This is a genomic window from Bacillus sp. SRB3LM (assembly GCF_015712745.1).
GTDB lineage: Bacteria > Bacillota > Bacilli > Bacillales > Bacillaceae_G > Bacillus_A > Bacillus_A thuringiensis_K.
This window is the reverse complement of sequence record NZ_VWVQ01000008.1, coordinates 1-25091: the sequence shown is the minus strand read 5'-3', so window position 1 is coordinate 25091 and position 25091 is coordinate 1. Positions and strand designations below refer to the sequence as shown.

Here is a 25091-nt window from a genome sequence, read left to right as displayed (position 1 = left end):
GACATTGAATCAAGCATTCAAAGCATTAGCAGATCCAACAAGGCGAAAAATTTTAGATTTATTAAAAGAAGGCGATCTAACCGCAGGTGAGATTGCTGAACATTTCAATATGACAAAACCAAGTATTTCACACCACTTAAGCGCACTTAAAAATGCTGAACTTATTCAAGATGAAAAGAAAGGGCAATTCGTTGTGTACTCTTTAAACACAACGGTCTTTCAAGATTTGTTGACTTGGGTGTTTACATTTACGAATAAGGGGGAAGAGGGGAAATGAAAAAACATCTTTTTGCAATCTTATTAATTGTTATAACTTGTTTAGCTTGGGCGTTTGCTTGGCCGCATTTGCCGGATACAATTGCAACGCATTGGAGCGGCGGTAAGGTAGATGGATATTCGTCTAAATTTTACGGAATGATTTCTATGGTCGGAATTATGATTGCATTATATATATTTCTAAATGTGATACCAAAGATTGATCCAAGGAAAGCAAATTACGAGAAATTTTCTAAAGCCTTTATGATGATGAATAATGGGGTACTATTGCTACTATTTGTAGGAAATATAGATATTATTACAAGTGGATTAGGATATAACTTATTCATTAATCGGGTGCCTGAATTATTAGTTGGTGTTTTATTTTTAGTAATGGGTAATTATTTACCACAGTGTAAGCCAAACTTTTTTGTCGGGATGCGTAATCCATGGACGTTAAGTAATGAAGAAGTATGGCGGAAAACACATCGGTTTAGCGGAAAAGTATTTGTGGCGTTAGGAGTTATTATGATTATAAGTGTTTTCGCTCCGGCTTATTGGAGAACTTATATAATGCTTGGGATTATAGTAGTTGCTGTCATTATAACGAATTTATATTCTTACGTTTTGTATAAAAAAGAAATACAAATGTGAGTTATATTAGTCAAATTTTATATTTATAGTTTCTATGTGTTAAGAGATTTTAATACTCAGTGGGAATAATGAAAAGCTCACTGAGTAAATTTTTCGTTTTAAGGTCTGAAAATTCAATCGAAAAGGTGATTTGGAGGGATTTACATGCTAGAAATTATAAATTTTAGCAAGACATATAAAGACGGTAAGAAAGCAGTTGATCATTTGAATATTACTGTTAAAGCAGGGGATATCTTTGGATTTATTGGACATAACGGTGCGGGGAAAAGTACAACAATTAAGTCGTTAGTAGGAGTTATAGATTTTGAAGAGGGTGAAATTTTTGTTGATGGACATTCAGTAAAAAAGGATCCGATTGCATGTAAGAGAGTAATGGCGTATATTCCTGATAATCCAGATTTATATGAGCAATTAACAGGAATTCAATATTTGAACTTTGTTGCGGATGTGTTTAAAGTGCCTGCGAGGGATCGGGAAGAACAGATACAGAAGTATGGGCATGCTTTTGAGATTACACCGTACTTAGGGGATTTAATATCTTCTTATTCACACGGCATGAAACAAAAAGTAGCGATTATATCGGCGGTTTTACATAAACCGAAATTATTAGTTTTAGATGAACCTTTCGTTGGTCTTGATCCAAAGGCAGCAGTAGTATTGAAAGGTATTATGAAAGAGCTTTGTGAAAAAGGAAGTGCGATTTTCTTTTCTACGCACGTTTTAGATGTAGCTGAGAAGTTATGTAATAAAGTAGCGATGATTAATAGAGGGAAATTAGCACTTTCAGGAGAAGTAAATTCTTTAATAAAGGAAGGCTCATTGGAAGAGCTCTTTATGAAGGAGCTTGCTAATGAATACTAATAGTTTAGGTCTTTTGAAAATTCGGTTGATAACGCAGCTCGGTTTAAACACCTTTAAATACGAAAAAGATAAGAAAAAGAAGCAGAATAAGATTTTGCTGACAGCATCTATTGCTCTAGTTGGTGTCATGTTAATGTTATATTGCGGAGCTTCGGCATATGGGTTGGTAAAACTAGGAATGAGTGAAATTATTCCCGTCTATGCACTAGTTATTAGCAGTGTATTAACGTTGTTTTTCACTATATTTAAGGCAAATGGAGAAATTTTTGCTTTTAAGGATTACGACTTTTTAATGTCATTGCCGATTCGCGTAAGTACTGTTATTGCAAGTAGATTTTTGTATTTATACTTGCTGAATACAATCTTTTCAATCATAATCATGCTACCAATGGGAGTTGTGTATTGTATACATGAAAATCCATCAGTTTCTTTTTACTTTATGTGGTTCATCAGTATGTTTATCGCATCTTTAATCCCAACAACAATCGCAGCAATCTTTGGAGCTTCGATTACGGCAATCGCTTCTAAATTTAAAAATACGAATAAAATAACTACGATTTTAAGTTTTATAGTAATTATTACATTCGGTTCCTTTATGCTAAAAAACGGAAATGCTCAATATAGCCTTAATGATATGAACGGAATTGGTGCAATTGTTTCGGAGCAATTAACTAAAGTGTATCCATTAGCTAACATGTTTCAAAAAGCAATTGTTAATGCTGATATGGTAGCTTTCATCTTATTTGTGGGGATATCAGTGATTTGGTATTATCTTTTTGTAAAAATACTTTCGTTAAAATATAAGCAAATAAACACAGGGATCACCACTTATCATATGTTTTCAAATTATGAGATTAATAGCATGAAAAAAGAGAGTGTATTGGTCGCATTGTATAAAAAAGAGCTGACACGTTTCTTCTCTTCTACAGTGTATGTCATAAATAGTGGAATGGGAGTCGTGATGGCGCTAGCTTTCTCGCTAGCCATAGTTGTAGTAGGACCAAACCAATTAATAGCGTATCCTGGAATTGAGCCCCTGTTGCAAAAGATTGCTCCATTTGCTATTGCAGCAGCGATTTCGATGACATGTACAACATGTGTGTCATTGTCTTTAGAAGGAAAAAATGTATGGATTATTAAATCATTGCCTATAGCGCCAAAGATGATTTATGATAGTAAAATTCTTATGAATCTTTCATTGAGTATACCTGCATCACTTATTAGTGCTGTATTACTGATAATCGGGTTAAAGCTAGATGTTTGGAGTTCTTTTTTCATCGTAATAACACCGATAATATATTCATTATTTTCAGCAGTATGGGGGATTTTCATTAATAATCGATTTGGTTATTATGATTGGGTATCAGAAACTCAAGTAGTAAAACAAAGTATAGGATCGTTTGTTGGTATGTTTGGTGGCTTAATTGTGGCGGTTATACCTGCCTTATTAATTGGTACTGCTACTATCTCGAACTACAGAGTATTTACTTTTGTAGTTATTATAGTGCTTACGATTATTACTATTTTCTTGTATAAGAACGAGTCGAGAAGAAGTATAAAATAAAGGAGCTACTTTTCCTTTAAAAAGGAAAAGTAGCTTCTTTATTTTGAAAAGGTTAGACTCTTATATTACTTTTTTAAAACAGGTACCCATATTTCACTTCTGAAATTCGGAGAGGATACGTCTTTACTTTCATTCCACAATATCTCCGGTCCTTCCGCTAGTTCATAGTTCGAAGAAGGGAACCATTCAGAATAAATACGTCCCCACACATTTTGTAATGCATCAGGAAATGGACCGACAGCTTCAAATATAGCCCATGTTGAAGCTGCGACTTCAAGTTGCGCGAATTGCTCTGGACAATCTTTCGTTGTGGCTACTCCAATATAGTGATCAAGTTCTCCTTTTTCCTCCATTCTCCCTTCAGAAAAATTAGTAGAGGCACTAATAATTCCAGTAGGTTCAATGTTTGAAAGGGACTTTAATGTTTGAATGGAGTCTGGGTTTAAACTCTGCCACATAGAAGCGATTTCTTCATTTACACCATTGAAAACGATTGGTACTCGTTTTGTAATACCTATAATTCGAAATGGCTCTTTTTCTTCAATTCGATAATTCATTTCATTTCCTCCTTGAATGGATAACTGGAAGGTCATTGGTGAATAAGCCTTCAAAGAATGGTTACTATTTCGGACCTCTGAAGGTGTTATACCGTGCAAGTTTTGAAATGCACGAGCGAATGAATCTGGTGAGTTGTAGCCATATTTTATAGCGACATCAATGACTTTTACATTGCTGTTTTTTAGTTCAAAGGCAGCGAGAGTAAGACGTCTACAGCGAATATAATCAGATAGTGATATGCCTGCTAAAAACGAAAACATTCTTTTAAAGTGATACTCAGAACAGAGAGCTAGCCTCGCAACTTCTTTAAAATCAATTTCATTCGTAAGGTTACCTTCAATATAGTGCATTGCAGCATTCATATTTTTAAGTGAATCCATATTATGACCTCCTCTGTACATAGAATAACAGGAACGAAATAACCCCATCCGACATTTCGTGCACAACTTTGTAGGTACATTTTTTACCTTACAAAATTGTAATGTTCCTGTAAGGAGAATGAATGGATGGTATGATATCCCAATGTTATAGTAGCAAAGTACTTTAATTCATTATGTTAACTTTTTGATGTCTTTACTTATGTGCCTTACATAACTGTCATGTTTGTGTAAGAAACATCGATAGTGGCAAGAGTAGAGAGTGTATATAGTTGAAAATAGAGAATAGAAGAAATGAGGGATGTCGAGATGAAAACAGTGTTAGAAGCAAAAAATATCGAAAAAGTGTATGACACGGGTGGTAATAAATTTGCAGCGTTAAAAGGTATTAACTTACAAGTAAAAGAAGGTGAATTTGTTGGAATTATGGGACCTTCTGGTTCTGGTAAGACGACTTTACTAAATGTTCTTTCTACAATTGATAATGCGACGAACGGTGAAATTTTAATTGATGGAAAAGATATTGTGAAGATGAATGATGATAAGTTAGCGTTATTCCGCCGCGATCATTTAGGTTTCATTTTCCAAGATTATAATTTATTAGATACGTTAACAGTGAAAGAGAATATCGCTTTACCACTTGCGTTATCAAAGGTGAAAGCGAGTGAGATTGATCGCCGCGTTCTTGAAATCTCAAAGAAATTCGGTATTGATCATATTTTAAGTCAGTTCCCATATCAAGTGTCGGGTGGACAGAAGCAACGTTGTGCAGCATCACGTGCAATCGTTACGAATCCAAGTATGATTTTCGGAGACGAGCCAACTGGAGCGCTTGATTCTAAATCTGCAACAGATTTACTTGAAAGTATGAAGTCATTAAATGAATATGATAACTCAACAATTTTAATGGTAACGCATGATGCATTTGCGGCGAGTTATTGTAAACGAGTTATTTTCATTAAAGATGGTGAACTATATAAAGAATTGCACCGCGGTGAATCAACGCGTAAACAGTTCTTCCAAAAAGTCGTTGACGTAATGTCTTCTATTTCTGGAGGTATGGCTGATGACCTTATCTAGCATTGCCCTCCGCAACATACAGCGGAACTTTAAAGACTACTTTGTATATTTTGCATCAATGATATTTAGTATTGTAATTTACTTTACATTTAAAGCACTACAATATAATTCACAAATGGAAAAAGCAGCAGAAGCTTCTAAAAAGATTAGTGGTGCATTTCAAGTTTCCAGTGTGATGCTTATCATTTTCGTAGCAGTGTTCATTATATATTCGAACGGATTCTTTACACGTAAACGTAAAAAAGAAGTTGGGCTATATTCTTTATTAGGTATTCGAAAAAGACAAATTGGTAAAATGCTCTTTTATGAAAATATGTTAATGGGATTAATGTCATTAGTAATCGGGATTGCAATCGGTAGTGTCCTTTCAAAATTATTCCTTGAGTTATTAGTAAATATGATGGGATTAAATTTAAACGTTCATTTTGAAGTACCAATGGCAGCAATTATTGATACAGCAATTATTTTCTTTGTGATTATTTTATATACATCACTCCAAGGATATCGTTTAATTTATCGCTTTAAGTTAATTGAACTTTTCCGCGCAGAACGTGAAGGAGAAGCAATGCCAAAAGGATCTGTTATTATGGCATTAATTTCAGTTGTCTTAATTGGTTCAGGTTATTTCTTAGCATTAATGTTCATGAAGGCCGTTAAATATGCAGACTTTATGGCAGTTGCACTTTATATTTTACTGGCGACAGTATTAGGTACGTACTTACTATTTATGTTCTTTACAGTATTCGTATTGAAACGTGCAAGAAATAATAAATCATCGTTTTATAACGGTATGAATATGGTAACGACGTCACAGCTACTATATCGTATTAAAGGAAATGCAAAGTCACTTGCGACAATTTCTATTTTAAGTGCGGTAACATTAACAGCGGTTGGTACGTCAGTTACGATGTATTACAACACATTTACACAATCAAAAGCAGCTATGCCATACAGTTATTCTTACGAGAAGAAAGATGCAGAGCTTGATAAGAAAGTAAATGCGATTTTTGCAGAAGAGAAGAAAGATCATCCGATCAAAGATCAAGTTGAAATTGAGACAGTTCCTGTAAAAGGGAAGTTTGAAGGAGAGAAAGTTGATTTCATTCTTAATATGAATTACACGATTTCAGAGAAATATCAATTTATGTCTCAATCTGAATTTAACAAGCTTGCTAAAAAAATTGAGGCAGAAACAGTGAATGTAACTGCTGGTGAAGCAATTATATATGATAGTTCGTATATTGAAGGGCATGAGTTTAGCCCTCAATATAAAGGGAATAAAGTAGTATTCCAAATTGGAAATGAAACGAAGAAATTAACGATTCAAGCCGCAAATGATAATGCAATTACAAACTTAGGTGAACTAGTTGTTGTCGTTTCCGATGAAATGTATGAACAAGCGAAACAAGCATTTGGAACACGTATTGTAAAAAATATTGATGTAAAAGATGAAAGAAACAGTAAAGTGTTAACGGAAAAATTAGCAAAAGTGATGCCAACTGGTGTATCAGAAATGGCACCACCATTTAGAGACTTCTATACTGGTTTCCATATGGGACTGGAAGCAACTGGACTAATGATGTTCATCGGACTATTCTTAGGTTTAGTCTTCCTATTAGCGACAGGATCAATCATTTACTTTAAGCAGCTTACAGAAGCAAGTGCTGACCGTGATCGTTACATTGTCCTTCATAAAGTCGGGGTTACAAAACAAGAAATGAAAAAAGCTATTGCAAAACAAGTAAGCTTTATCTTTGCAATTCCACTAGTAATCGGAATCCTGCACAGCTTGTTTGCATTAAAAGGTTTAGGGAACATACTACCATTTGAAATTATGATTCCGCTTCTAATTAGTATCGGAGTATACGGCGCTATTTATATTGGATATTACTTCTTAACAGTTCGTTCTTATTATAAGATCGTGAGTGCGAAGTAATAAAGGGACAGCTATCGTAATAGGGATAGCTGTTTTTTTATTCTTCATAAAATCTTAAGAAACTTCCTCAATTTTTATTAAGAAATGATAGTTATACTTAGAAACAAGTTAAAAACTATTGAACGAATGGGGAGAAGGTTACATGCAACTCATAACATTCTTACATGAATTTATTAAACATCCGAAACATACTGGTGCAATTGCGCCAAGTTCAAAAATATTAGCAAAGAAGATGGTAGATGTAATTGATTTTAATAGAGCGAAATGCATTGTAGAGTTAGGTCCTGGTACAGGAGTCTTTACGAAAGAAATTATGAAGAGAAAGAAGAAGGAAACAATATTTCTTCTTATTGAAATTAATGAAGTGTTTTGCAAGAAGCTAAAGAGAAAGTTTAAAGATGAGCAGAACGTCATAGTTGTACACGGTTCAGCTGAAAATATAAAGAAGTATATGGAAGAGTTCAATATAAAATGCATTGATTACATTTTATCAGGATTACCTTTCACTTCTTTACCAGAAGAAGTTTCAAAGCGCATTTTAAACAATGCGATGGAAGTGATACATGAGAATGGTGAATTCATTACATTTCAATATTCACTTGTGAAAAAAGGCTTTATAGAGCATTTCTTTCCTGAAATTACACTAGAAAAAGTATGGCTCAATTTTCCGCCAGCCTACGTCTTTAGTTGCAAAAAAGAACTAAGGAGAGCGTATGCATAATGGAATTACATGAATTATTATCCTATATCGAGCAGTACGGTTATTGGGCATTATTTTTCTGTTTATGGTTAGGTATTATCGGTATGCCAATTCCAGATGAAATGATTGTTATGAGCGGTGGTTTCGTATCTTCAGTAGGGATATTAAGTGTTGTTCCTTCATTTGTATTAACATATTTAGGTGTTGTATCAGGGCTTTCTTTAGGATATATATTAGGGAAGGTATTTGGCACGAAGGTACTCCATAAATTAATGAAAAAGAAAAAAGCGAAGTATTTGATAAAATCACAAGAAATGGTTGATAAATACGGACAGTACGCGTTAGTTACAAGCTATTTCATACCAGTTGTAAGACATATCGTGCCGTATTTAGTTGGAATGAATAACATGTCATTTAAGGCGTATGCTTTGTATTCTTATACGACAGGCTTTGTTTGGACACTCGTTTATTTCGTACTAGGTTCTTTATTTGGACAACATATTGAAAGAATTGTAGCAGTTGCGATAGAGTATGGTGTGTATTTTGGCGGGATTGTTTTTATAGTTACAGGTATTCTTTATTTATATAGACAAAAAAGAATCACATTGATGAGTAAATAGAAGTAAAGAAAGTTTCTTCCAGTATGAAGGATAAGATAGGATTATAAGTATAAAATTATCTTTACTTAATGGTAAAATATAGGTAAGTAGTTAAGAAAGGAAGAGCGTTGTGCTACTCATTTTTAGCCTTATCTTAATTGGACTTATGTGCAGTATGAAAATAGTATCCTTACACATGATAGAACGACAAAAGGTAGAAGAACGATATGTATATTGTCCAAAATGTGATACGAAAATTAGAAGAGGAAATTCAGCTCCTTTTTATTTTTAAGTAAACATTAATCCACCTAGTTCTCTTTCGTTTGTTTATTAGCTAAAATGGAATATGAATAACAATAGTACGTAAACGAAAATAAATATAAATGCACACATGGAGTGTTATATTTGGAGATTTTAATCATAGTAGGATGCCTATTAATAGGAATTATTTTGATTAGTAATAGAAGAAATAAAGGGCGGAAAAAAGTTTGAAAAAGGGATTGAGTATACGAATATAATTGAAGGCTATCCCATTATTATGAAGTCTTTCGTAGAGATGGATCGAGAAGTTTTGAGGGTTTTATTACCTGATGAAAGAGGGATTCTTCCTATGAGGCCAAAGTGTAATGAATGTTATAAGACTCAATTGGATGATATTGAGGAGAGTTGATAAAACAAGAGCTTGAAACTATTCAAGCTCTTGTTTTATGACTATTTATATCCTAAAATATGCTCAATCTCATGCAAACTTAATTTACTTGCCTTAGCAATCGTTTCAAGTGGTATACCAAGATCATACATATTTTTAATCATTTGAATTTTCCCCTGTTGAATGCCTTTTTCAATGCCTTTTTCAATGCCTTTTTCAATGCCTTTTTCAAGCCCTTTTTTAATGCCTTTTTCAATACCTTTTTCAAGCCCTTTTTTAATTCCTTGTTCCATTCCTCTTTTTATTCCTTCTGTCTCTGCATGGGCGAATTTTGCTGCTTCATCCATTAAAACTTTCTCCCTTGCGTCATAGGCTTGTCGGAAAGAAGAATCCTGACTCATACGTTCCCATTTATTTATTGCTTTTTGTAAAATAGGGTCTTGGTTCATAGCAATATCCTCCAATAGTTTAGTTAAGTGCTCATCCTCATTTGCTGAAAGCAATAAAAGCCAACGAACAAATGGATCTTTCCACGGATTTACTTTTTCTTCATGCCATTGTTCAGTTAACTTTGGAATTTCTATAATGTGGATTTCTATGTCTTCACTCAGGATTTTTTGTTGTTGTGTATTCCATAATATGCTCGTTGTATGGAAGGCTGGGTGTTCCGAAAACATTACGAAGTTTAGTAAGTTTATGGTGATGGTTTTGTGAAGTGCACTGTAGGGCATCCCTTTTTGTAGTTGAGATGTGTATAGTCTTCCCCAATAATATAAACTGCGTTTAACCATATCGTGATTATTATTGAGTTGTATTTCTACATTAACTTTTGTTCCTGTGTTTAATGTCGCTGAAATGTCTAAAATAGATAACTTATCCTCTTCATATTCCCTGTGTAAATGTGGATCTTCTAGTTGTAGAGAAGCAATGGGCGACTCTAAAGACTCTTGTAACATAGCATTTAAAAATGCAATTAGAATATCTTCGCTACCATTCGTACCAAACAATTGTTTAAATGCAAAATCAATGCGTAAATTAACTAACTGTTGGTTGAACAAAGTTTGTCCTCTCCCTTACATGAAGGTGCTTCTTTCCTTCATTGTACATAAAAAGAACTAGAATATGCAAACTAGTCATTCTACTATTTTTTAGTAATATTATTAGAAAATGAAAGGTAAGTATGTCTATGGTATACTCTAGTGAAATTGTAAATAAGGATGCTAATACGAACTGGGAAAATTGGGTGGAGTTTGATTGTGACTGAAAAAGATGGGAGAAAGAATAATAAATGAAAAGAAGAAGAAAATCTGGAGAAAAAGTACAAATGAGTCGTTTTACACTTGCTTTATGCTACCGAAGTGAAGCACCATATTATTATTACGAGGTAGCGCCCCATGAAAGAGAGGAACGCTTCCATTTAACATCAGAACTTTGCGTAATGGACGATGAATATTACTTTATTAGAGGTTGTTTAGAGATTCCTATCATTGATTACCACGAAAAATTCATATGGACTGTGTGGGTATCACTTAGTAAAGAAAGTTATGATGAAGTATTAGAAAAGTGGGATGAGAGAGGCCGAGAAAATAGTGATCCTTATTTTGGTTGGTTATCTGTAGAAATACCATTTTATCCAGAAACATTAAATTTAAAAACAAATGTACATATAAGAGAAGTTGGAACGGCACCGTATATTGAATTAGAGCCAACCGAGCATTCTTTAGCGATCGAACAAAGAAATGGAATTACTTTAGAGAGAGTGAAAGAAATACAAGAAATGATTCAACAATATAACTAGATTAGAAGAGAAAAAACGAGTGCTAGCACTCGTTTTTTTTATTACACAACCGCAGGATTATAAATCATCGTAAAGTGTCCTTGCAATAATTCAATTTGACAAGGTGTATGAAGCGAGCTTTCTCCATCTGTATCAACTTCTTTTTCTTCCTCTGTTTCGATATGAATGGATTTCGCTTTTACGTGGAAGATGTCATTTTCATTTGAGTCTTCAAATAGTTTCTTTCCGATGTAATCTTTAAATGCTTGAATACCTGTTGATTTGACTACGAAAATATCAAGTGTTCCGTCATCACATTTTACGTTCGGAATAAAGGATGGAATACCACCAAGATATTCACCGTTTCCAACCATGACAAGAACAGCTTCGTCTTCATATACTTGTCCGTCATAAGTGATTTTAACTGGGAATGTTTCAGCATTTTTTACAGTTCGAATTGTGCTTAAATAGTAACCGATTTTACCAAGCTTTGCTTTTTCTTCTGCATCGATATTGTTTGATACTTCAGATACGAGTCCAATGCCCCAGAAGTTTAAAAAATGTTGTCCATTTGCTTTTGCAACATCAACTGGTTTTACGTGTTCTTTTGTGATAAGTTTTGCTGCTTCTGCAATGTTTTGCGGAACGCCTAGTGTGCGAGAGAAGTCATTGCAAGTTCCGCCTGGAATGATTGCAAGTGTAGGTCTAGTTTCAAGAGGTGCTAAGCCGTTTGTGCATTCAAATACTGTTCCGTCACCACCAAAGACGATAATTAAATCTACTTTACTAGCAAACTCTTGGCAATATTTTGTTGCATCACCTTGTTTTTTCGTATGAAGGATATGTAAGTCAGGAAAAGCTGCGGCAAGAGGTGGTACGATTTTCGTTAAATTTGTATGTAAGTCGCCTTGTCCAGCTTTTGGATTTACGATGAGGAGTACTTTTTCAAATTTTGTTTTTGTCATTTTTCATCTCTCCCTGTTTTTTTTTTGTAATGGAAAGTAAGGAGCTGTTCCGATGTATTTCAGAACAGCTTTTTCCTATTAATAAGGCGCTAAGATTGTCAGTTATTGTCGGTAAGTCGATATATTTAAAAAATCGCCGATATACATTTTATGTACTATCGATTTTTTAAGTTATATGATTATTCCGTTACAACTGAAGCAATGAATGGTAAGTTACGATATTTTTCTGCACAGTCGATACCGTATCCAACGATGAATTCGTCTGGAATTTGGAAGCCAACATATTCAGCTGTTAAGTCTACTTTACGACGTTCTGGCTTATCAAGTAATGTACAGAACTTGAGTGCCTTTGGTTTATGCATAAAGAAGTGGTCTTTTAGGAAATGAAGTGTTAAACCAGAATCGATAATGTCTTCTACGACAATGACGTTTTTTCCAGTAATGTTTACATCGATATCTTTTAATAGTTTAACTTTTCCAGTTGTTTCTGTTTGATTTCCGTAGCTAGATGCAGAAATAAAGTCGATTGTTACATCGTTTTTAATGTGACGAATTAAATCAGCAGCAAATACGAAAGATCCTTTTAATACAGCAATGACTACGATTTCTTCTCCTTCAAAGTCACTTTCGATTTGAAGTGCTAGTTCTTTTACTTTTTCTTGTAATTGTTCTTCAGAAATTAAAGTGTCTTTTATTTCAATATTCATTGGAGTCCTCCTACAGTGTAAAACTTGTGAACATTTCGACTGTAAAGGATAGAAAGAAAAAAGTCAAAGGAGATAGTAATTTTTTACAAAGATAACGACAAAATCATCTGATGATATGATATAATAAGCATATTAAGAAAACGCTTCCATAAAGGGTGAATATGATGAAGAAGAAACAGTACACAAGTGTAACATTTATAAAAGCATTACTTTTAACAATTGTTCTTGGCCTGTTGGCTTATGTAATTGATGTACCTGCGATTCGTATTTCATTAATTGGAATGACTTTAGTGTTAGGAGCAATTTCGCACGGTATGATGTCGCAGCTAAAAGAAGCTGGACTTGATGATATGAGAGATCATATAGATAAAAAGTAAGAAACCTTCATTATATAGAGTGAAGGTTTTTTTGTTTCTTACAAAAATGTAAGGTAGTTGTAAGGCAAATCGATAGTTGCATAAGAGCATTTTGGATAAACTATGGGTGTAAGGTAAAAGGCAAGCATATTTTAGGTAAATTAAGTTTTAGGCACTCTATATGTGAAAAAGGAGTAGGAGGGCATGGAGAAACGTTGGACGACCTTTTCTTTTTTAGCAACTAGCAACACCGTAATGCTAGCTGGCGAGATGGATTTTTTGCACTTGTTTGATCAAGAAGATGATCATTCTTCTTCTAAATTTACAATGAAATGGAATAAATGGAGCGAAAGTTGTAGGTTTGAAGAAGAGGCCCCTAACGAAGAGCAAAAGATTATTTTGACAAACCCTATTAAAGCGTGGGTTGTTCAACGTCGTAAGTGTAACGTCAAAAATCACTTAAAGAAAACTGAGCCGAGACAATTAGTTATCGCTCCGGCCTGTTCTACTTCTACATCACGCGAAAGTAATATGTAAATATTGAGACACACACCCGAAAAAACATCGTATATATTGCGATGTTTTTTTATTTCTCTACAATGAAATCTTTAAATGAAATATATTTCATCTGCATCTTAAATTTATATCTCTTGTTTATTCTAGTGATACATCCGATGCGAAGTGATGTAAAACGTATAAGAGGAGAGAAATAAAATGAAAAAGAAACTATTACCAATTTGTGCGATGGCACTTTTAACAGTAGGATATTCTTCAGTAGCAAGTGCTTCAACTGGAACATTGACAAAGGAAGAAGCAGCGCAAATACAGCAAGATATAGCAAAAAAAGAAGCAGCGATTCAGGCGCAGCAAAAAAATGATACAGAGAAAAAACAAGCGGCGCAAGCGCAAGAGAAGAATGAAGTAGCGAAAAAGCAAGCGGCACAAGTACAAGAAAAAGAAAAAAGTAATATGGCTAAAGAAGTAGTAGCGCCACAAGTGAAAGAAAAGGAAGCTATTGCAAAAAAAGAAGCTGGAGAGAAATTACCAAACACAGCATCTAATAATGTAGCAATGATGGGACTAAGCGCATGTCTTGTAGCACTAGGTACATTATTTGGTTTGAATCGTCGGAATAAAGTTAAGGCATAAATCAAATATTGTCCTATAAAGAATGGCATAATTTCATATATTAAAAATGGTAGGTTATTCCTACCATTTTTTGCATGGAGGGATGAAACATGAAGATACTCAATTATATCGGTATCATATTGATGGCTATAGGGCTATTTATGGGAGCATATTACGCTGTCGAATGGTATAAAGGAAAAAGCTCTGCTCAACAATTAACAAAAAAAGAACTAAAGAGCCTTGAAAATATACAAGATAATGAACTTTCTTCCGAAACACCTGTAACTTCCCAAGTGCCTTCTTCTCAAACAGAACATAAAGAAGGAGAAAAGGTAGCGATGTTAAACATACCAAAAATAGGGAAGAAGTTTTCTATATATTGGGGAGCGGATGATACGACTTTGAAAAAAGGAGTGGGTATGTTCGTTAGTGATTTAACGACAACGCCATCTGGAGGTGGACATACTGTTTTGAGTGGACACCGGGATACTGTATTTACCGATTTAGGGGAGTTAAAAGAAAAAGATACGCTTGTTTTAGAGTATGATAATAAAATTTACACATATGAAATTCAAAAGACGTGGATTACCCACGCGGATGATCGTACTGTTATTATAAAAAAAGAAGAACCGGTATTAACACTGACGACTTGCTATCCATTTGATTATATAGGGGATGCACCAGATAGATATATTATCGAGGCGAAGTTAACGGCTAGTTATTCAAAATGAAGTGATAGTTTCTGAAAACGGAAGGGGATACATAAGTTATGTCAAAAAACATTTTAATTGTGGAAGATGAAGATATTTTGCGTGAAATATTAAAAGATTATTTTTTGAGTGAGCAATATGTAGTGTTTGAAGCAAGAGATGGAAAAGAAGCTTTAGTTGTATTTGAGCAAGAAAAGGTGGATTTAGTTATTTTAGACATTATGTTGCCAGAACTCGATGGATGGTCTGTTTGCCGAAGGATTAGGAAGACGTCCGAGGTGCCTATTATTATGCTGACGGCGCGCGTAGATGAAGACGATACGTTACTTGGTTTTGAACTTGGAGCAGATGACTATGTGACGAAGCCGTATAGTCCGCCAATTTTATTAGCAAGAGCGAAACGATTATTAGAAAGTAGAAAAGCATCGAAGAAACCTTTAGAGAACGAAGATGATACGTTATCGATTCATGGCATCCATGTCCATTTTCCGTCGCGTACTGTTACTGTTGATGAGGCAGATGTTAGTTTAACGCATACGGAGTTTGAAATATTGGTGTATTTCATGAAAAATCAAGGAATAGTTTTAACGCGAGAGCAACTCATTTCAAGAATTTGGGGATATGAATTTGCTGGCGATGATCGAACGGTGAATAGCCATATTCGTAATTTAAGAAATAAATTAGGAGAGAAAGCAAAGTATATTACAACTGTAGTACGAACTGGTTATAAATTTGAGGGGAATGTATGAGAAAAGGAATTGTACTAAAATTATTTACCCTCACAACAGCATTATGCATGTTAATTTTAGTGACGATATTTATTGGACAAACGATATTTTTTAAACAATATTATGCGAATCGAAAAGTAGAAGATATTAAAGTGAACTTAAATTCCTTTGAGAAGAGTTATTTGAATTATGTAGGAAATGCAGAAGAAATTAAGCGACTGGAGCAAGACTTTTTAAGAGAAAATAATACGTGGATTACGACATTAGATCAGAATGGGAATTTAAAACATGCGGATGATTTTTATTTTGAGGTAACGATAGATCGTAGGCAACAAAAGAGCTTTGGACAACAAATATTCAAAATTCCTTTATACAATCTCATCAATATAGAGGAGATTGATAATAAATCATCAAATGCATTTTTAGGACAAGAAATTTATTTTTCTGGCGTGAAAAAAGATGATAATTATATTCCATTCTCTTTCACGTTAGGCAAGCAAAATTTAAGTGGATCTAATAAACCGTTAGAAAAAGCGTTTCAGGAGAAAATGAAATTAAATGAGGAGAAAAAGAGAGCAGCCGAAGAACAACTTGCTAAGGAAAAGAAACCAGCTGTCCAGAAAGAATCTGCTCAAGAATTAGATGCTTACATAGGTGGGCGTGTTACGAAAGTTCAGCTTCCTGATGTAACAGGTCCTATAAATCAAATTTATAAAAATAGCATCTTTTTAGATAACATAAAAGAATTTCAAACGGATTTATTATTAAAAGAGAGCAAGCATATACAATATGCAATACAAACAATGGACTATGAAAAGAATGATATAAAATATAAATTATTAATTAAGCCGATAAAAGAAAAAGGTGGATCAGTAACATATATTTATGCGATGGCTTCTTTACAGCCCGTAGATGAGGCTGTACAAATGGTGCAAGATTATTATATCTATATCATTGCATTTGTAGTCGTTCTTATTTTTTTAGCTTCGTTCTATTACTCAAAACAAATTGCAAAGCCATTATTGAAAATAAATGATACAACGAAGAAAATAGCGCATTTAGACTTCACAGAAAAAATACCGATTACTTCAAAAGATGAAATTGGGGATTTATCAAAAAATATTAATGTGCTATCAAATAAACTCCATTCGCATATTGGACAGTTAGAAGAAGATATTGAAAAGGAAAGAAAGTTAGAAAAGACGCGAAAAGAATTCATTTCTGGTGTTTCACATGAATTAAAAACACCGCTAAGTATTATGAAAAGCTGTATTTCTATTTTAAAAGACGGGGTAGCTGAACATAAAAAAGAGTATTATTTTCAGGCAATGGAGAGAGAAGTAGACAAAATGGATACGTTAATATTGGATATGCTTGAGCTAGCTAAATTTGAATCTGGTACATATAAAATGAAAAAGGATTCGTTTTATATTGATACAGTAATTGAAGATATATGTGAACATCTATCTGTGGAAATAGAGAAAAAAGAACTTCATGTTCATAAAAATATATGTTCATTTGAAGTGATTGCAAATCAAGGCCGGATTGAACAAGTCATCGTGAACTTTATTACGAATGCCATACGCTACACACCAAATAAAGAGGATATTATTATTTCTACAATAGATGAGAAGGATCGTATAAAAGTGTGTATTGAAAATAAAGGTACTCACATTGAAGAAGAACAATTAGATAAAATTTGGGATCGTTTTTATCGCGTGGATACAGCTCGTCAGCGTTCACAAGGTGGGACGGGGCTTGGGCTTGCCATTTCAAAGAACATTTTAGAACTACATGATGCTGAATATGGGGTAAAAAATACAGAAAATGGTGTGTTATTTTACTTCTATTTACCGAAAAAAGCGTAGATCATATTATCTACGTTTTTTTAATTTATTTTCATATTATCTTTACCTAATCTTTATTTTTAATCAGTATAATTTGTTTAGAATATGAGGTTATGTAAGGAGTCGATGAACCGTGCATAGCAATTGGCTAAGTATGATGGTATTTATTTTCTTTTGCGCATTTATTGTATTTTTAATTGATATTACGATATGAAAAAAGAGCGCTCATTAAGCGCCCTTTTTGTTTGCATTTATTTGATAAGCATTGATGCTTTTGAATAATCGTGGTGAAGTAAGGAATAAAAATATAAGTAAAACTGTACATAAAATAAAAGAACCGAGCATTGTACTGCCGTTTACGATTAATGAATATAACACAGCTGATTGACCTTTCGGTGCATATTGTCCCCAGAAAATAATGCCAGCAATAAAGTGGCAGAAATAGCGAGCAAAGCTACCGATAAATGTAGCAAGGATAATATAAGCAAGGACTTTCTTACCCTGGTTTTGTTTTGATGAAGGTTTGTCTTTACGGCTACCTAAATTTGATTGTTCTAAGCTATTTTCATTAGATGTTAAAAGTGCTTTTTGAATTGGACGATAGAATAAGCCAGCAAATCCAATAAAAGCAAAGGCAATGAAGTACTCAATGAATGCTTGAACAGGTGTTAAAATGTAAGCATCTCCCACGACAATTTGTAATAGTCCCCAAACTAAACCGCCTAAGAAAGCTGATTTAAAGCCCCAGCGGTAAGCAATAATAAAAATAGGAATCATAGCAAATGAAATGGAACCGCCTGTTGGAAGTTTAATTGATAATGGTAAAATGTCGATGATCATGGCGAAGGCTGCAAGAATAGCAGATTCGATCATCGCTTGTAAATTGGTGTTACGCATGTTGTCTCCCCCTAAATCCAAGTTGTACAAAAAAGAATAGATATCATAGGAGGATACGAAATACGAAAATAAAAAAGAGGTATGTATTTCGGACGTTTGCACAATCCCTGCGTTAGCATTAACTAACAGGTTCGAAGGGTCGGAACGAAGTGTTCCCTCTCAGCGGCATGGCTCCCCCTGTGATAACGAAATTCTTTATTTGTTATTTTTTATTGTAAGCGAAATGGATGAGAATGGCAAACGAATCTATTATGACAATAATTGAAATAAAATTGTAGAGAAATGTTAATAAATATGAAGTCAAAGGGTATAGTGCTCAAGAAATAGAGTGTGCTATAATTCTTTTGAAAATAATTATCATTCTCTTCGGAGGGGGAAGGTTATGAGCTTAGTAGATATTAAAATTGGTGAGAAAGTGTTAGTAAAAAGTATTCAGTCGTTAGATCAGTTACTAAAGAGAAGACTGGCTGCTTTTGGTCTTTCTGAAGGAAGCGAACTTCGCATGAAGCAAAAAGCGATGTTCAAAGGTCCTTGTACATTGGAGTGTCGTGGACAGTTAATTAGTATTCGTCATTGTGACGCGAAAATGATAAAGGTGGAATTAGCGTGAATAAGGTAGCTTTGCTAGGGAATCCGAATACAGGGAAAACATCATTATTTAATGCACTTACTGGTTCTTATGAGTATGTAGGAAACTGGAGCGGTGTAACAGTAGAAAAGAAGGTTGGTAAATTAAAAGATAAGCAAGGAACATTAATTGATTTACCAGGTGTCTATGATTTAAATCCAGTTTCACGTGATGAAGGTGTTGTAACAAACTTTCTATTAACAGAAGAATTTCAGCATATGTTAAATATTGTGGATTCTTCGCAGTTTGAACGAAATATGCATTTAACGTTGCAATTACTTGAATTTGGTAAGCCCGTTTCAATTGGTTTAAATATGATTGATGTGGCGAAGCAAAGAGGCATTGTAATTGATGTTAAACGATTATCAGAACTATTAGGTGTAACAGTCGTTCCTGTCGTTGCAAGAAGCGGAAAAGGTTGTGAAGAACTACTTGCGACGCTTAAAGAAAATGACAAAAATGCGAAAAAGCCATTCATTATTTCATATGGTGTACGAATGGATGAAGGAATTGGAGGAGTAATTTCTCTTTTAGAGAAAGCGAATTACGAGCATCCGAGATGGTTAGCTCTTCAATTTTTAAGCAATAACGAAGTAGTAGAAAAAGAGATGAAAGCATTACCAATTTATAAGGAACTTGCAGCCATTCGATCTCGCTTAGAAGAAAAACTTGATTGTACGTTGGAAGAGCACATTTACAAAAATCGTGAAGCGTATATTGAAAAGTTAAAAACAAATGTTATGAAGCATGAGAAAGAAGGAAAAATTCCTTTTTCAGAAAAAATTGATAGATTAATTACACATAAAATTTTAGGACTTCCAATCTTTTTAGCAGTTATGTTTTTTATTTTTCAGGTTACGTTTACGTGGATTGGTACACCTTTATCGGATATGTTAGATGAGTTTTTTGGTGGCCAGCTTACGGATTGGGTGACAGCTGGACTTACAAGTGTCGGAGCTTCTGATTTTATTCAAGCACTCGTTACAGAAGGTATTATTGCCGGTGTTGGTGCGGTATTAGTATTCGTTCCACAAATCTTTGCACTATTCTTTTTCATTTCATTATTAGAAGACTCAGGATATATGGCGCGAATTGCAGTTGTTATGGATAGAATTATGGAGTTCTTCGGTTTAAATGGAAAAGCATTCATTCCGATGATTATCGGTTTTGGATGTAATGTTCCAGGTATTATGGCAGCGAGAACGATTGAACAAGAAAAAGAACGTTTACTTACAGTTCTTGTAACACCATTTATGTCTTGTTCGGCACGTTTACCTGTATACGCATTATTTGCGGGAGTATTCTTCCCTCATAGTCAGGCAACTGTTGTGTTTTCTTTATATGTTGCAGGTATTGTTCTTGCATTATTAGTTACAAAAATTATGTCTCTTACCATTTTAAAAGCGGAAAAGTCTATTTTCGTCATTGAACTACCTCCTTACCGCGTGCCACAAGCGAAAACGTTATGGCTAAGCACGTGGGAGAAAGGTAAGGGATTTGTTCGTAAAGCAGGTACATTCATCTTCGGTGGTTCTGTTGTCATTTGGTTATTAAACTACGCAGGTCCATCAGGATTTGGTGTGGATATGGGAGACAGTTACTTAGCGATGATTGGTGGATTTATCGCACCACTATTTGCACCGCTCGGCTTTGGAACGTGGCAAGCTGCAGCATCTCTTTTAACAGGATTTTTAGCGAAAGAAGTTGTCGTTTCTACAATGGCAATTATTTATGCGGTGAAAGAAGATGTGCTTGGAAATGTAATGGGAGCACATTATACTGCGTTATCAGCATATGCATTTATGTTCTTTATTTTATTATATGTTCCGTGTTTAGCGACAGTAGCTGTTATTAAACGTGAAACAGGATCAGCGAAATGGACGATTTTCTCAGTCGTTTATCCGCTCGTAGTTGCTTACGTATTAACGCTCATTATATACCAAGTCGGATCCTTACTCGGATTCTAGAAGGAGATGTATTGTGATGATGGTCAATATTATAATTGGAGCTATCATTTTTGGTTATGCAGCATACACGTTAGTTCATTTTGTAAAGAGAAGTAAAAAAGGAAAATGCGCGGCATGTTCTTTAAATAAGTCATGTCAGTCGCAAACTTGTAGTCCGGATATGGAGCAAATTGCTCATAATAAATAGAAAAAAGCTTTGCGAATTTCGCAAAGCTTTTTTATTACTTCTTAATTTTTACAAGTTGTGATGATTCTACACCATTCTTTCCAGGGAATTCTTTACTTGGGTCTTTATCAAATTTTAATACACCTACAGATTTTTCTTCACCTTTTACATTTCCGTATGTTGCATCATCAACAACCGCGAACATGTCGGCATATGCACGGCCACTACCGATAATTGTATTGCCTTCGTATTTTAATTTTGCCCCATCAAGTGTAGCATTTTCTACTTTTTCTTTTGCGAATAATACACCTTGTTCTGTTGTTACAGCTGGTAATTTATCAAGTGGCTTCGTGTCGTCTTTTGCATCCACTTTGCTAAGTAACTCTTTCTTCACAAGTTCTTCACCAGTTTTCTTATCCATGACAAGAACTTTTTTACCGTCTAATGTTGTCATTTTCATTTTATAGAAGTCTTTTTCTTTCACTTCTTTTTTATTTTTATCTGCAATTTGTGTTACTTGATCTTCTGTTCCGTACAGTACAAATCCGTTTGCTTTTTCTCCTAATAAAGAACAACCTGATAATGCTCCGAATGAAATTGCTGCTGCTAATTCGATTCCTACTAATTTTTTCATGATGATTTCTCCTTTTTAATGTTTTATAGTAAATACAATTTTTGTATTAGTTTTGAAATGATGAGAAGCTTGTTTGTTGCTTCTGGTATTAGTGTATAAGAAATATGGAAACGTAACTATCGAGTTAGCTTACAGTAATATTACACTTATGTAATTTAGTGAAATTGCAAAAAAGTAAGTTAATTTTAAAGGGAGATAATGAGAATATATTAGAAATACAATATTGCATCTAGAATGTCATATTATAATGGATGTATTTTGGAAATAACATGTAAGTACATCTTCATTTTGTTATAATAAACACATAGCTGTAAAAATTACTATTCTTTACTGTTAAGGAAGATTTTTATTTTTCCAAGTAGTGAATTTAAAATATGAGGTATATCATAGGAGGAATTTAGATGTCTGTATTTAAACGATTACGAGATTTAACAATGTCGAATGTGTATTCATTAATTGAAAAAGCGGAAGATCCAGTTAAGATGACGGATCAATATTTACGCGATATGCAAGCTGATGTACAAGAAGCTGAGAAAAGTGTAGCAGCTCAAATTGCGCTTGAGAAGAAATTCAAAATCTTATTTGAAGAGCAAGAAGCACTTGTGAAAAAACGTGAAGAACAAGCTCATATGGCTGTTCAAGCTAGTAACTTAGATCTTGCGCGCCGTGCACTAGAAGAAAAACAAAATGCAGAGCAAAAGATGAATGAGTATAAAGCAAGCTATGAGCAAAACAAAGCTGCTGCTGATAATCTGCGCCTGAAGCTAGAAGAAATGCGTAAGCAATTAAATGAACTGAAAAATAAACGTGAGACACTTGTAGCACGTGTAAATGCGGCGAAAGCACAAAAGAATATTAATCAGGCGATGTCTGGATTTGATTCAAACTCAGCAAAAGCTGGTTTAAGCCGTATGGAAGAGAAAGCTCTTCAATTAGAGGCTGAAGCAGAAGCAAGCGGTGAAGTGTACAAAAAAGAAAAATCATTAGATGATGAATTCGCAAGCTTAAATAAAAATTCTGCTGTTGACGATGAATTAGCTCGTATTATGAAGCAGTATGAGAAATAATATAGAATAGAGACAAATGAACCGACATGTCTAAATATATTCATGTCGGTTTTCTATTACCCCGCAATTTGCGGGCAGTAAGACACCCACCTCTACTTTTGGTGAAAACAGAGAGGTGGGTGGGAGATCTACTGCCCATAAATGCCCGATTGGTGGGGGCTAATAATCAGTGGGGAATAAACACTTCCCCACCCATTAAAGTTTCACTTTATATTTAGAGGAGGTTTTGCAATGACATGGATGAATGTAGTTGCCATGCTTGTATGGACTGGAGCGAGTGCAGTACTTTTATTTGCAATTATGTGGGTTGATTCAATTTTTACAAAATACAATGATTTAAAAGAAATCAAAAATGGAAATACAGCTGTAACAACTCGTTTTATTATGAAATTATTTGCACAAGGGTACATTTTATCCCAATCGATAACGAAAGCAAATGATTTATGGCAAGCACTTCTTGCATCAGCAGTTTCTTTCGTTATTTTATTAGTGGTAGAAATGTTTATCGAATTCGTATTAAAGAAAATGTCTGGTCTTGATTTAGAAGAGGGTACGAAAGAAGGTAGCGTTGCACATGCGATGCTAGCCGGATCATTACATATTGTTGGTGCACTAATTTTAGGTGCGTGTTTATAAAGAGAAAAGGAGGGGTAGATCATGAGTTTATTTAAACGAATTAAAAATATAATGAAAAGCCCAGAGCCACCGAAGCCGGAAAAGAGTCTTTTAACGTTAGCTCCTGGCGATATGATTGAAGTTTCATTAGTTATGTATGAATTAATTGGGAAAACGAGTATGCATTCTCGTAAAGAAATTGTTTTGACACTGCAAGACGGGAAAGATATTCGTTATTTAAAAATTGAAGACCGTGAAAATACGTATTACAAATTATATACTCCAATTGATGGTCGCTTAGATTCAATTGATGAAATTCCGACGACAATTGAAATGGATGATACCGAGTACCATATGGAAGAACAATATAACGGACGTGTTGTTGTGATGGGAAAAACTCCATTCTCAGCTTCAGAAGAACAGTATATATGGGAATTCCAATCAGATAATCGAAAATTATTGCGTATTGAATGGCAAAATGGTCGCACAATGATGTATGAGGGAGAAGCAATCATTCCTGCTGATGTACAAATTATAAGAGCAACGTAAGGGGGCGTAATCATGTCAAACCGATTGTTTACCATGATTAAATCGTTTGTGATCCCTATACTTGCTATCGTTATATTACTTGTTGTTGCTGGTTATGCCTTATCAGGTTGTCAAGGCGGGCAGACAAAGTCGATTCAAGACCGTTATCCACTTGAATCTGTTGCCAAGGAAGGTAAACAAGAATCTTACGTGTATAGGGCCGCCAATCGGTCGGTTCCTGAAGTAGCGAAGGAACTCATTAACGAAAGAGAACCGAAGCAAGCATCTAAAGAAGACGAAAATCAAATGTTCCTCGTTTATTCTGATAAGATTTATAACCTGCAAAAGGATAAAGAGAAACCATCTGATACGTTAATTGAAATAAGTAATAAAGAATTTGTCCGTCAAAATTACCAACCGTCCTTCTTGCAAGGGTATATTATGGGAAGTATATTAAATGATATATTTGGTTCACGAAAATCATCGTACGGTGATTACCGCGGGTATAATGACAGACAAAATCATAAACCGGTTATTCCAGAGAGACCGCCTACGAAAGAAGAAAAGAAAACCCCTCCTCCAATTACGAAGGAAGGAAAAGGGTCTATCATTAAGCGAGGCGATCATGTAGATTCGAAACCTTCCGTAGGAGATACAGGAAGTATTACTAAAAAAGGAAGTAGTACGCCTCCGCCTCCTACTGGAAGCAAAGGGAAAATAACGAAAAATCCAGGTGGTTCAAGCGGATCAGATGTGAAGCCAAAATCATCTATTAAAACCCCGCCAAGGAATACATCTCCTCCGAAAACGAGGGTCGGTGGTTCAGGAAAGATTACGAAGAGAAGATAGTGTAGAGACCGAAAAGTGTGAGTTGCTTTTTGGTCTTTTTTCTTGTTATGGGAATTAATTCCTTATTATTAGTGCGATTTAGGCATAAGGGGGGAGAGTAAAAATATATCAGCGATTATTGAAATATATCGACTTACCGACAAAAACTGACAACGATAGCAACTTAATAATAAAAAGAGGGTGTGCCAAAATTTTGGCTGGTATTATCCCCTATAGGTAGACAGTAAAAAAAGAGTCCATCTGATATGATGGACTCAATACTGTTTTATCTGGAGGGGATTTTTTTATG

At 34.5% G+C, this 25091-nt stretch carries 28 protein-coding genes, 1 pseudogene and 1 riboswitch; of the genes and pseudogenes, 23 read left to right on the top strand and 6 right to left on the bottom strand.

All coding sequences use genetic code 11. From position 1 onward, the window contains the following. The first annotated feature begins 4 nt into the window (after window positions 1–4). The 4 genes from F3I02_RS07010 to F3I02_RS06995 all read left to right on the top strand — a co-directional run bounded on the left by F3I02_RS07010 (window position 5) and on the right by F3I02_RS06995 (window position 3334). On the top strand, window positions 5–277 hold the full coding sequence (locus F3I02_RS07010) for an autorepressor SdpR family transcription factor (RefSeq protein WP_001070531.1): 273 nt from the start codon (window positions 5–7) through the stop codon (window positions 275–277). Then, window positions 274–909 carry an SdpI family protein gene (locus tag F3I02_RS07005; protein WP_000716348.1) on the top strand — a complete coding sequence of 212 codons (636 nt, stop codon included), beginning with the start codon at window positions 274–276 and terminating at the stop codon, window positions 907–909. Before F3I02_RS07010 ends, F3I02_RS07005 begins: the two co-directional genes overlap by 4 nt. Window positions 910–1053: 144 nt before the next feature. Then, window positions 1054–1770 carry an ABC transporter ATP-binding protein gene (locus tag F3I02_RS07000; protein ID WP_196477773.1) on the top strand — a complete coding sequence of 239 codons (717 nt, stop codon included), beginning with the start codon at window positions 1054–1056 and terminating at the stop codon, window positions 1768–1770. Beyond that, window positions 1760–3334, top strand: coding sequence for a permease (locus F3I02_RS06995; protein ID WP_196477772.1), 1575 nt, complete (start codon window positions 1760–1762; stop codon window positions 3332–3334). The genes F3I02_RS07000 and F3I02_RS06995 overlap by 11 nt, the downstream gene beginning before the upstream one ends. Before the next feature lie 65 nt (window positions 3335–3399). Here F3I02_RS06995 and F3I02_RS06990 read toward each other — a convergent pair whose 3' ends face one another. Continuing rightward, window positions 3400–4272 (bottom strand): AraC family transcriptional regulator, encoded by an 873-nt coding sequence (locus F3I02_RS06990; RefSeq protein WP_196477771.1) that lies wholly within the window; start codon window positions 4270–4272, stop codon window positions 3400–3402. Between the two features lie 306 nt (window positions 4273–4578). Here F3I02_RS06990 and F3I02_RS06985 point away from each other — a divergent pair, with 306 nt between their 5' ends. The 5 genes and pseudogenes from F3I02_RS06985 to F3I02_RS33790 form a co-directional block, all read left to right on the top strand. Then, entirely contained in the window at window positions 4579–5349 is a 771-nt protein-coding gene (locus tag F3I02_RS06985) for an ABC transporter ATP-binding protein (RefSeq protein WP_000859656.1), read from the top strand. Further along, window positions 5336–7285 (top strand): ABC transporter permease, encoded by a 1950-nt coding sequence (locus F3I02_RS06980; RefSeq protein ID WP_000176158.1) that lies wholly within the window; start codon window positions 5336–5338, stop codon window positions 7283–7285. The genes F3I02_RS06985 and F3I02_RS06980 overlap by 14 nt, the downstream gene beginning before the upstream one ends. 142 nt (window positions 7286–7427) lie before the next feature. Beyond that, window positions 7428–8006 (top strand): class I SAM-dependent methyltransferase, encoded by a 579-nt coding sequence (locus F3I02_RS06975; RefSeq protein WP_196477770.1) that lies wholly within the window; start codon window positions 7428–7430, stop codon window positions 8004–8006. Next, window positions 8006–8605, top strand: a complete 600-nt coding sequence (locus F3I02_RS06970; protein WP_000418939.1) for a DedA family protein — start codon at window positions 8006–8008, stop codon at window positions 8603–8605. Before F3I02_RS06975 ends, F3I02_RS06970 begins: the two co-directional genes overlap by 1 nt. A gap of 436 nt (window positions 8606–9041) precedes the next feature. Further along, window positions 9042–9254, top strand: a pseudogene (locus tag F3I02_RS33790) (DUF4262 domain-containing protein); the annotation flags it as partial. Window positions 9255–9295: 41 nt separating this feature from the next. On the opposite strand, the gene F3I02_RS06965 reads toward F3I02_RS33790, so the two are convergent. Next, window positions 9296–10291, bottom strand: a complete 996-nt coding sequence (locus F3I02_RS06965) for an Rpn family recombination-promoting nuclease/putative transposase (protein ID WP_196477769.1) — start codon at window positions 10289–10291, stop codon at window positions 9296–9298. A 230-nt stretch (window positions 10292–10521) separates the two neighbouring features. Between F3I02_RS06965 and F3I02_RS06960 the strand changes: the two genes are divergently transcribed. Next, the gene (locus F3I02_RS06960) at window positions 10522–11031 is read left to right on the top strand and encodes a DUF2199 domain-containing protein (RefSeq protein ID WP_196477768.1); all 510 of its coding nucleotides are present in this window, start codon (window positions 10522–10524) and stop codon (window positions 11029–11031) included. Between the two features lie 41 nt (window positions 11032–11072). On the opposite strand, the gene F3I02_RS06955 is transcribed toward F3I02_RS06960, so the two are convergent. Together F3I02_RS06955 and hpt are read right to left on the bottom strand one after the other, a co-directional pair. Further along, the gene (locus tag F3I02_RS06955; protein WP_000167907.1) at window positions 11073–11975 is read right to left on the bottom strand and encodes a diacylglycerol/lipid kinase family protein; all 903 of its coding nucleotides are present in this window, start codon (window positions 11973–11975) and stop codon (window positions 11073–11075) included. Window positions 11976–12154: 179 nt separating this feature from the next. Beyond that, on the bottom strand, window positions 12155–12682 hold the full coding sequence (hpt, locus tag F3I02_RS06950; RefSeq protein ID WP_001019309.1) for a hypoxanthine phosphoribosyltransferase: 528 nt from the start codon (window positions 12680–12682) through the stop codon (window positions 12155–12157). Between the two features lie 161 nt (window positions 12683–12843). Between hpt and F3I02_RS06945 the strand changes: the two genes are divergently transcribed. From F3I02_RS06945 to F3I02_RS06920, 6 genes are all read left to right on the top strand, one after another. Beyond that, window positions 12844–13059, top strand: coding sequence for a hypothetical protein (locus F3I02_RS06945; protein WP_002001286.1), 216 nt, complete (start codon window positions 12844–12846; stop codon window positions 13057–13059). Between the two features lie 183 nt (window positions 13060–13242). Continuing rightward, window positions 13243–13575 carry a hypothetical protein gene (locus tag F3I02_RS06940; protein ID WP_000415590.1) on the top strand — a complete coding sequence of 111 codons (333 nt, stop codon included), beginning with the start codon at window positions 13243–13245 and terminating at the stop codon, window positions 13573–13575. Between the two features lie 177 nt (window positions 13576–13752). Further along, on the top strand, window positions 13753–14187 hold the full coding sequence (locus tag F3I02_RS06935) for an LPXTG cell wall anchor domain-containing protein (RefSeq protein WP_000728028.1): 435 nt from the start codon (window positions 13753–13755) through the stop codon (window positions 14185–14187). Between the two features lie 89 nt (window positions 14188–14276). Then, the gene (locus F3I02_RS06930) at window positions 14277–14897 is read left to right on the top strand and encodes a class D sortase (protein ID WP_000698540.1); all 621 of its coding nucleotides are present in this window, start codon (window positions 14277–14279) and stop codon (window positions 14895–14897) included. 38 nt (window positions 14898–14935) lie between these two features. Then, the gene (locus F3I02_RS06925; protein WP_000041865.1) at window positions 14936–15625 is read left to right on the top strand and encodes a response regulator transcription factor; all 690 of its coding nucleotides are present in this window, start codon (window positions 14936–14938) and stop codon (window positions 15623–15625) included. Then, the gene (locus F3I02_RS06920; protein ID WP_001225370.1) at window positions 15622–17472 is read left to right on the top strand and encodes a sensor histidine kinase; all 1851 of its coding nucleotides are present in this window, start codon (window positions 15622–15624) and stop codon (window positions 17470–17472) included. The genes F3I02_RS06925 and F3I02_RS06920 overlap by 4 nt, the downstream gene beginning before the upstream one ends. A gap of 207 nt (window positions 17473–17679) precedes the next feature. Here the strand turns inward: F3I02_RS06920 and thiT are convergent, their stop codons facing one another. Next, on the bottom strand, window positions 17680–18348 hold the full coding sequence (gene thiT / locus F3I02_RS06915) for an energy-coupled thiamine transporter ThiT (protein WP_001246577.1): 669 nt from the start codon (window positions 18346–18348) through the stop codon (window positions 17680–17682). A gap of 86 nt (window positions 18349–18434) precedes the next feature. Next, a riboswitch (TPP riboswitch) is annotated at window positions 18435–18536 on the bottom strand. Between the two features lie 194 nt (window positions 18537–18730). Between thiT and F3I02_RS06910 the strand changes: the two genes are divergently transcribed. Genes F3I02_RS06910 through F3I02_RS06900 form a run of 3 tightly spaced genes read left to right on the top strand, consistent with a single transcriptional unit; the run spans window position 18731 to window position 21130 of the window. Further along, window positions 18731–18958, top strand: a complete 228-nt coding sequence (locus F3I02_RS06910; protein ID WP_000060514.1) for a FeoA family protein — start codon at window positions 18731–18733, stop codon at window positions 18956–18958. Then, window positions 18955–20943 carry a ferrous iron transport protein B gene (gene feoB, locus F3I02_RS06905; RefSeq protein ID WP_196477767.1) on the top strand — a complete coding sequence of 663 codons (1989 nt, stop codon included), beginning with the start codon at window positions 18955–18957 and terminating at the stop codon, window positions 20941–20943. The genes F3I02_RS06910 and feoB overlap by 4 nt, the downstream gene beginning before the upstream one ends. 16 nt (window positions 20944–20959) lie before the next feature. Next, window positions 20960–21130, top strand: coding sequence for a FeoB-associated Cys-rich membrane protein (locus tag F3I02_RS06900; protein WP_000989586.1), 171 nt, complete (start codon window positions 20960–20962; stop codon window positions 21128–21130). A gap of 34 nt (window positions 21131–21164) precedes the next feature. Here the strand turns inward: F3I02_RS06900 and F3I02_RS06895 are convergent, their stop codons facing one another. Next, a complete protein-coding gene (locus F3I02_RS06895) occupies window positions 21165–21743 on the bottom strand; it encodes a lipoprotein BA_5634 family protein (RefSeq protein WP_196477766.1) in 579 nt (192 codons plus the stop codon). A 401-nt stretch (window positions 21744–22144) separates the two neighbouring features. On the opposite strand from F3I02_RS06895, the gene F3I02_RS06890 reads away from it, so the two are divergent. The 4 genes from F3I02_RS06890 (at window position 22145) to F3I02_RS06875 (ending at window position 24802) form a co-directional block, all read left to right on the top strand. Then, entirely contained in the window at window positions 22145–22810 is a 666-nt protein-coding gene (locus F3I02_RS06890; RefSeq protein WP_000110286.1) for a PspA/IM30 family protein, read from the top strand. 231 nt (window positions 22811–23041) lie between these two features. Next, the gene (locus F3I02_RS06885) at window positions 23042–23446 is read left to right on the top strand and encodes a DUF350 domain-containing protein (RefSeq protein WP_000220087.1); all 405 of its coding nucleotides are present in this window, start codon (window positions 23042–23044) and stop codon (window positions 23444–23446) included. A gap of 21 nt (window positions 23447–23467) precedes the next feature. Then, the gene (locus F3I02_RS06880) at window positions 23468–23974 is read left to right on the top strand and encodes a DUF4178 domain-containing protein (RefSeq protein ID WP_000051745.1); all 507 of its coding nucleotides are present in this window, start codon (window positions 23468–23470) and stop codon (window positions 23972–23974) included. Window positions 23975–23986: 12 nt separating this feature from the next. Beyond that, a complete protein-coding gene (locus F3I02_RS06875) occupies window positions 23987–24802 on the top strand; it encodes a DUF4247 domain-containing protein (protein WP_000071188.1) in 816 nt (271 codons plus the stop codon). The last annotated feature ends 289 nt before the right edge of the window (window positions 24803–25091 follow it).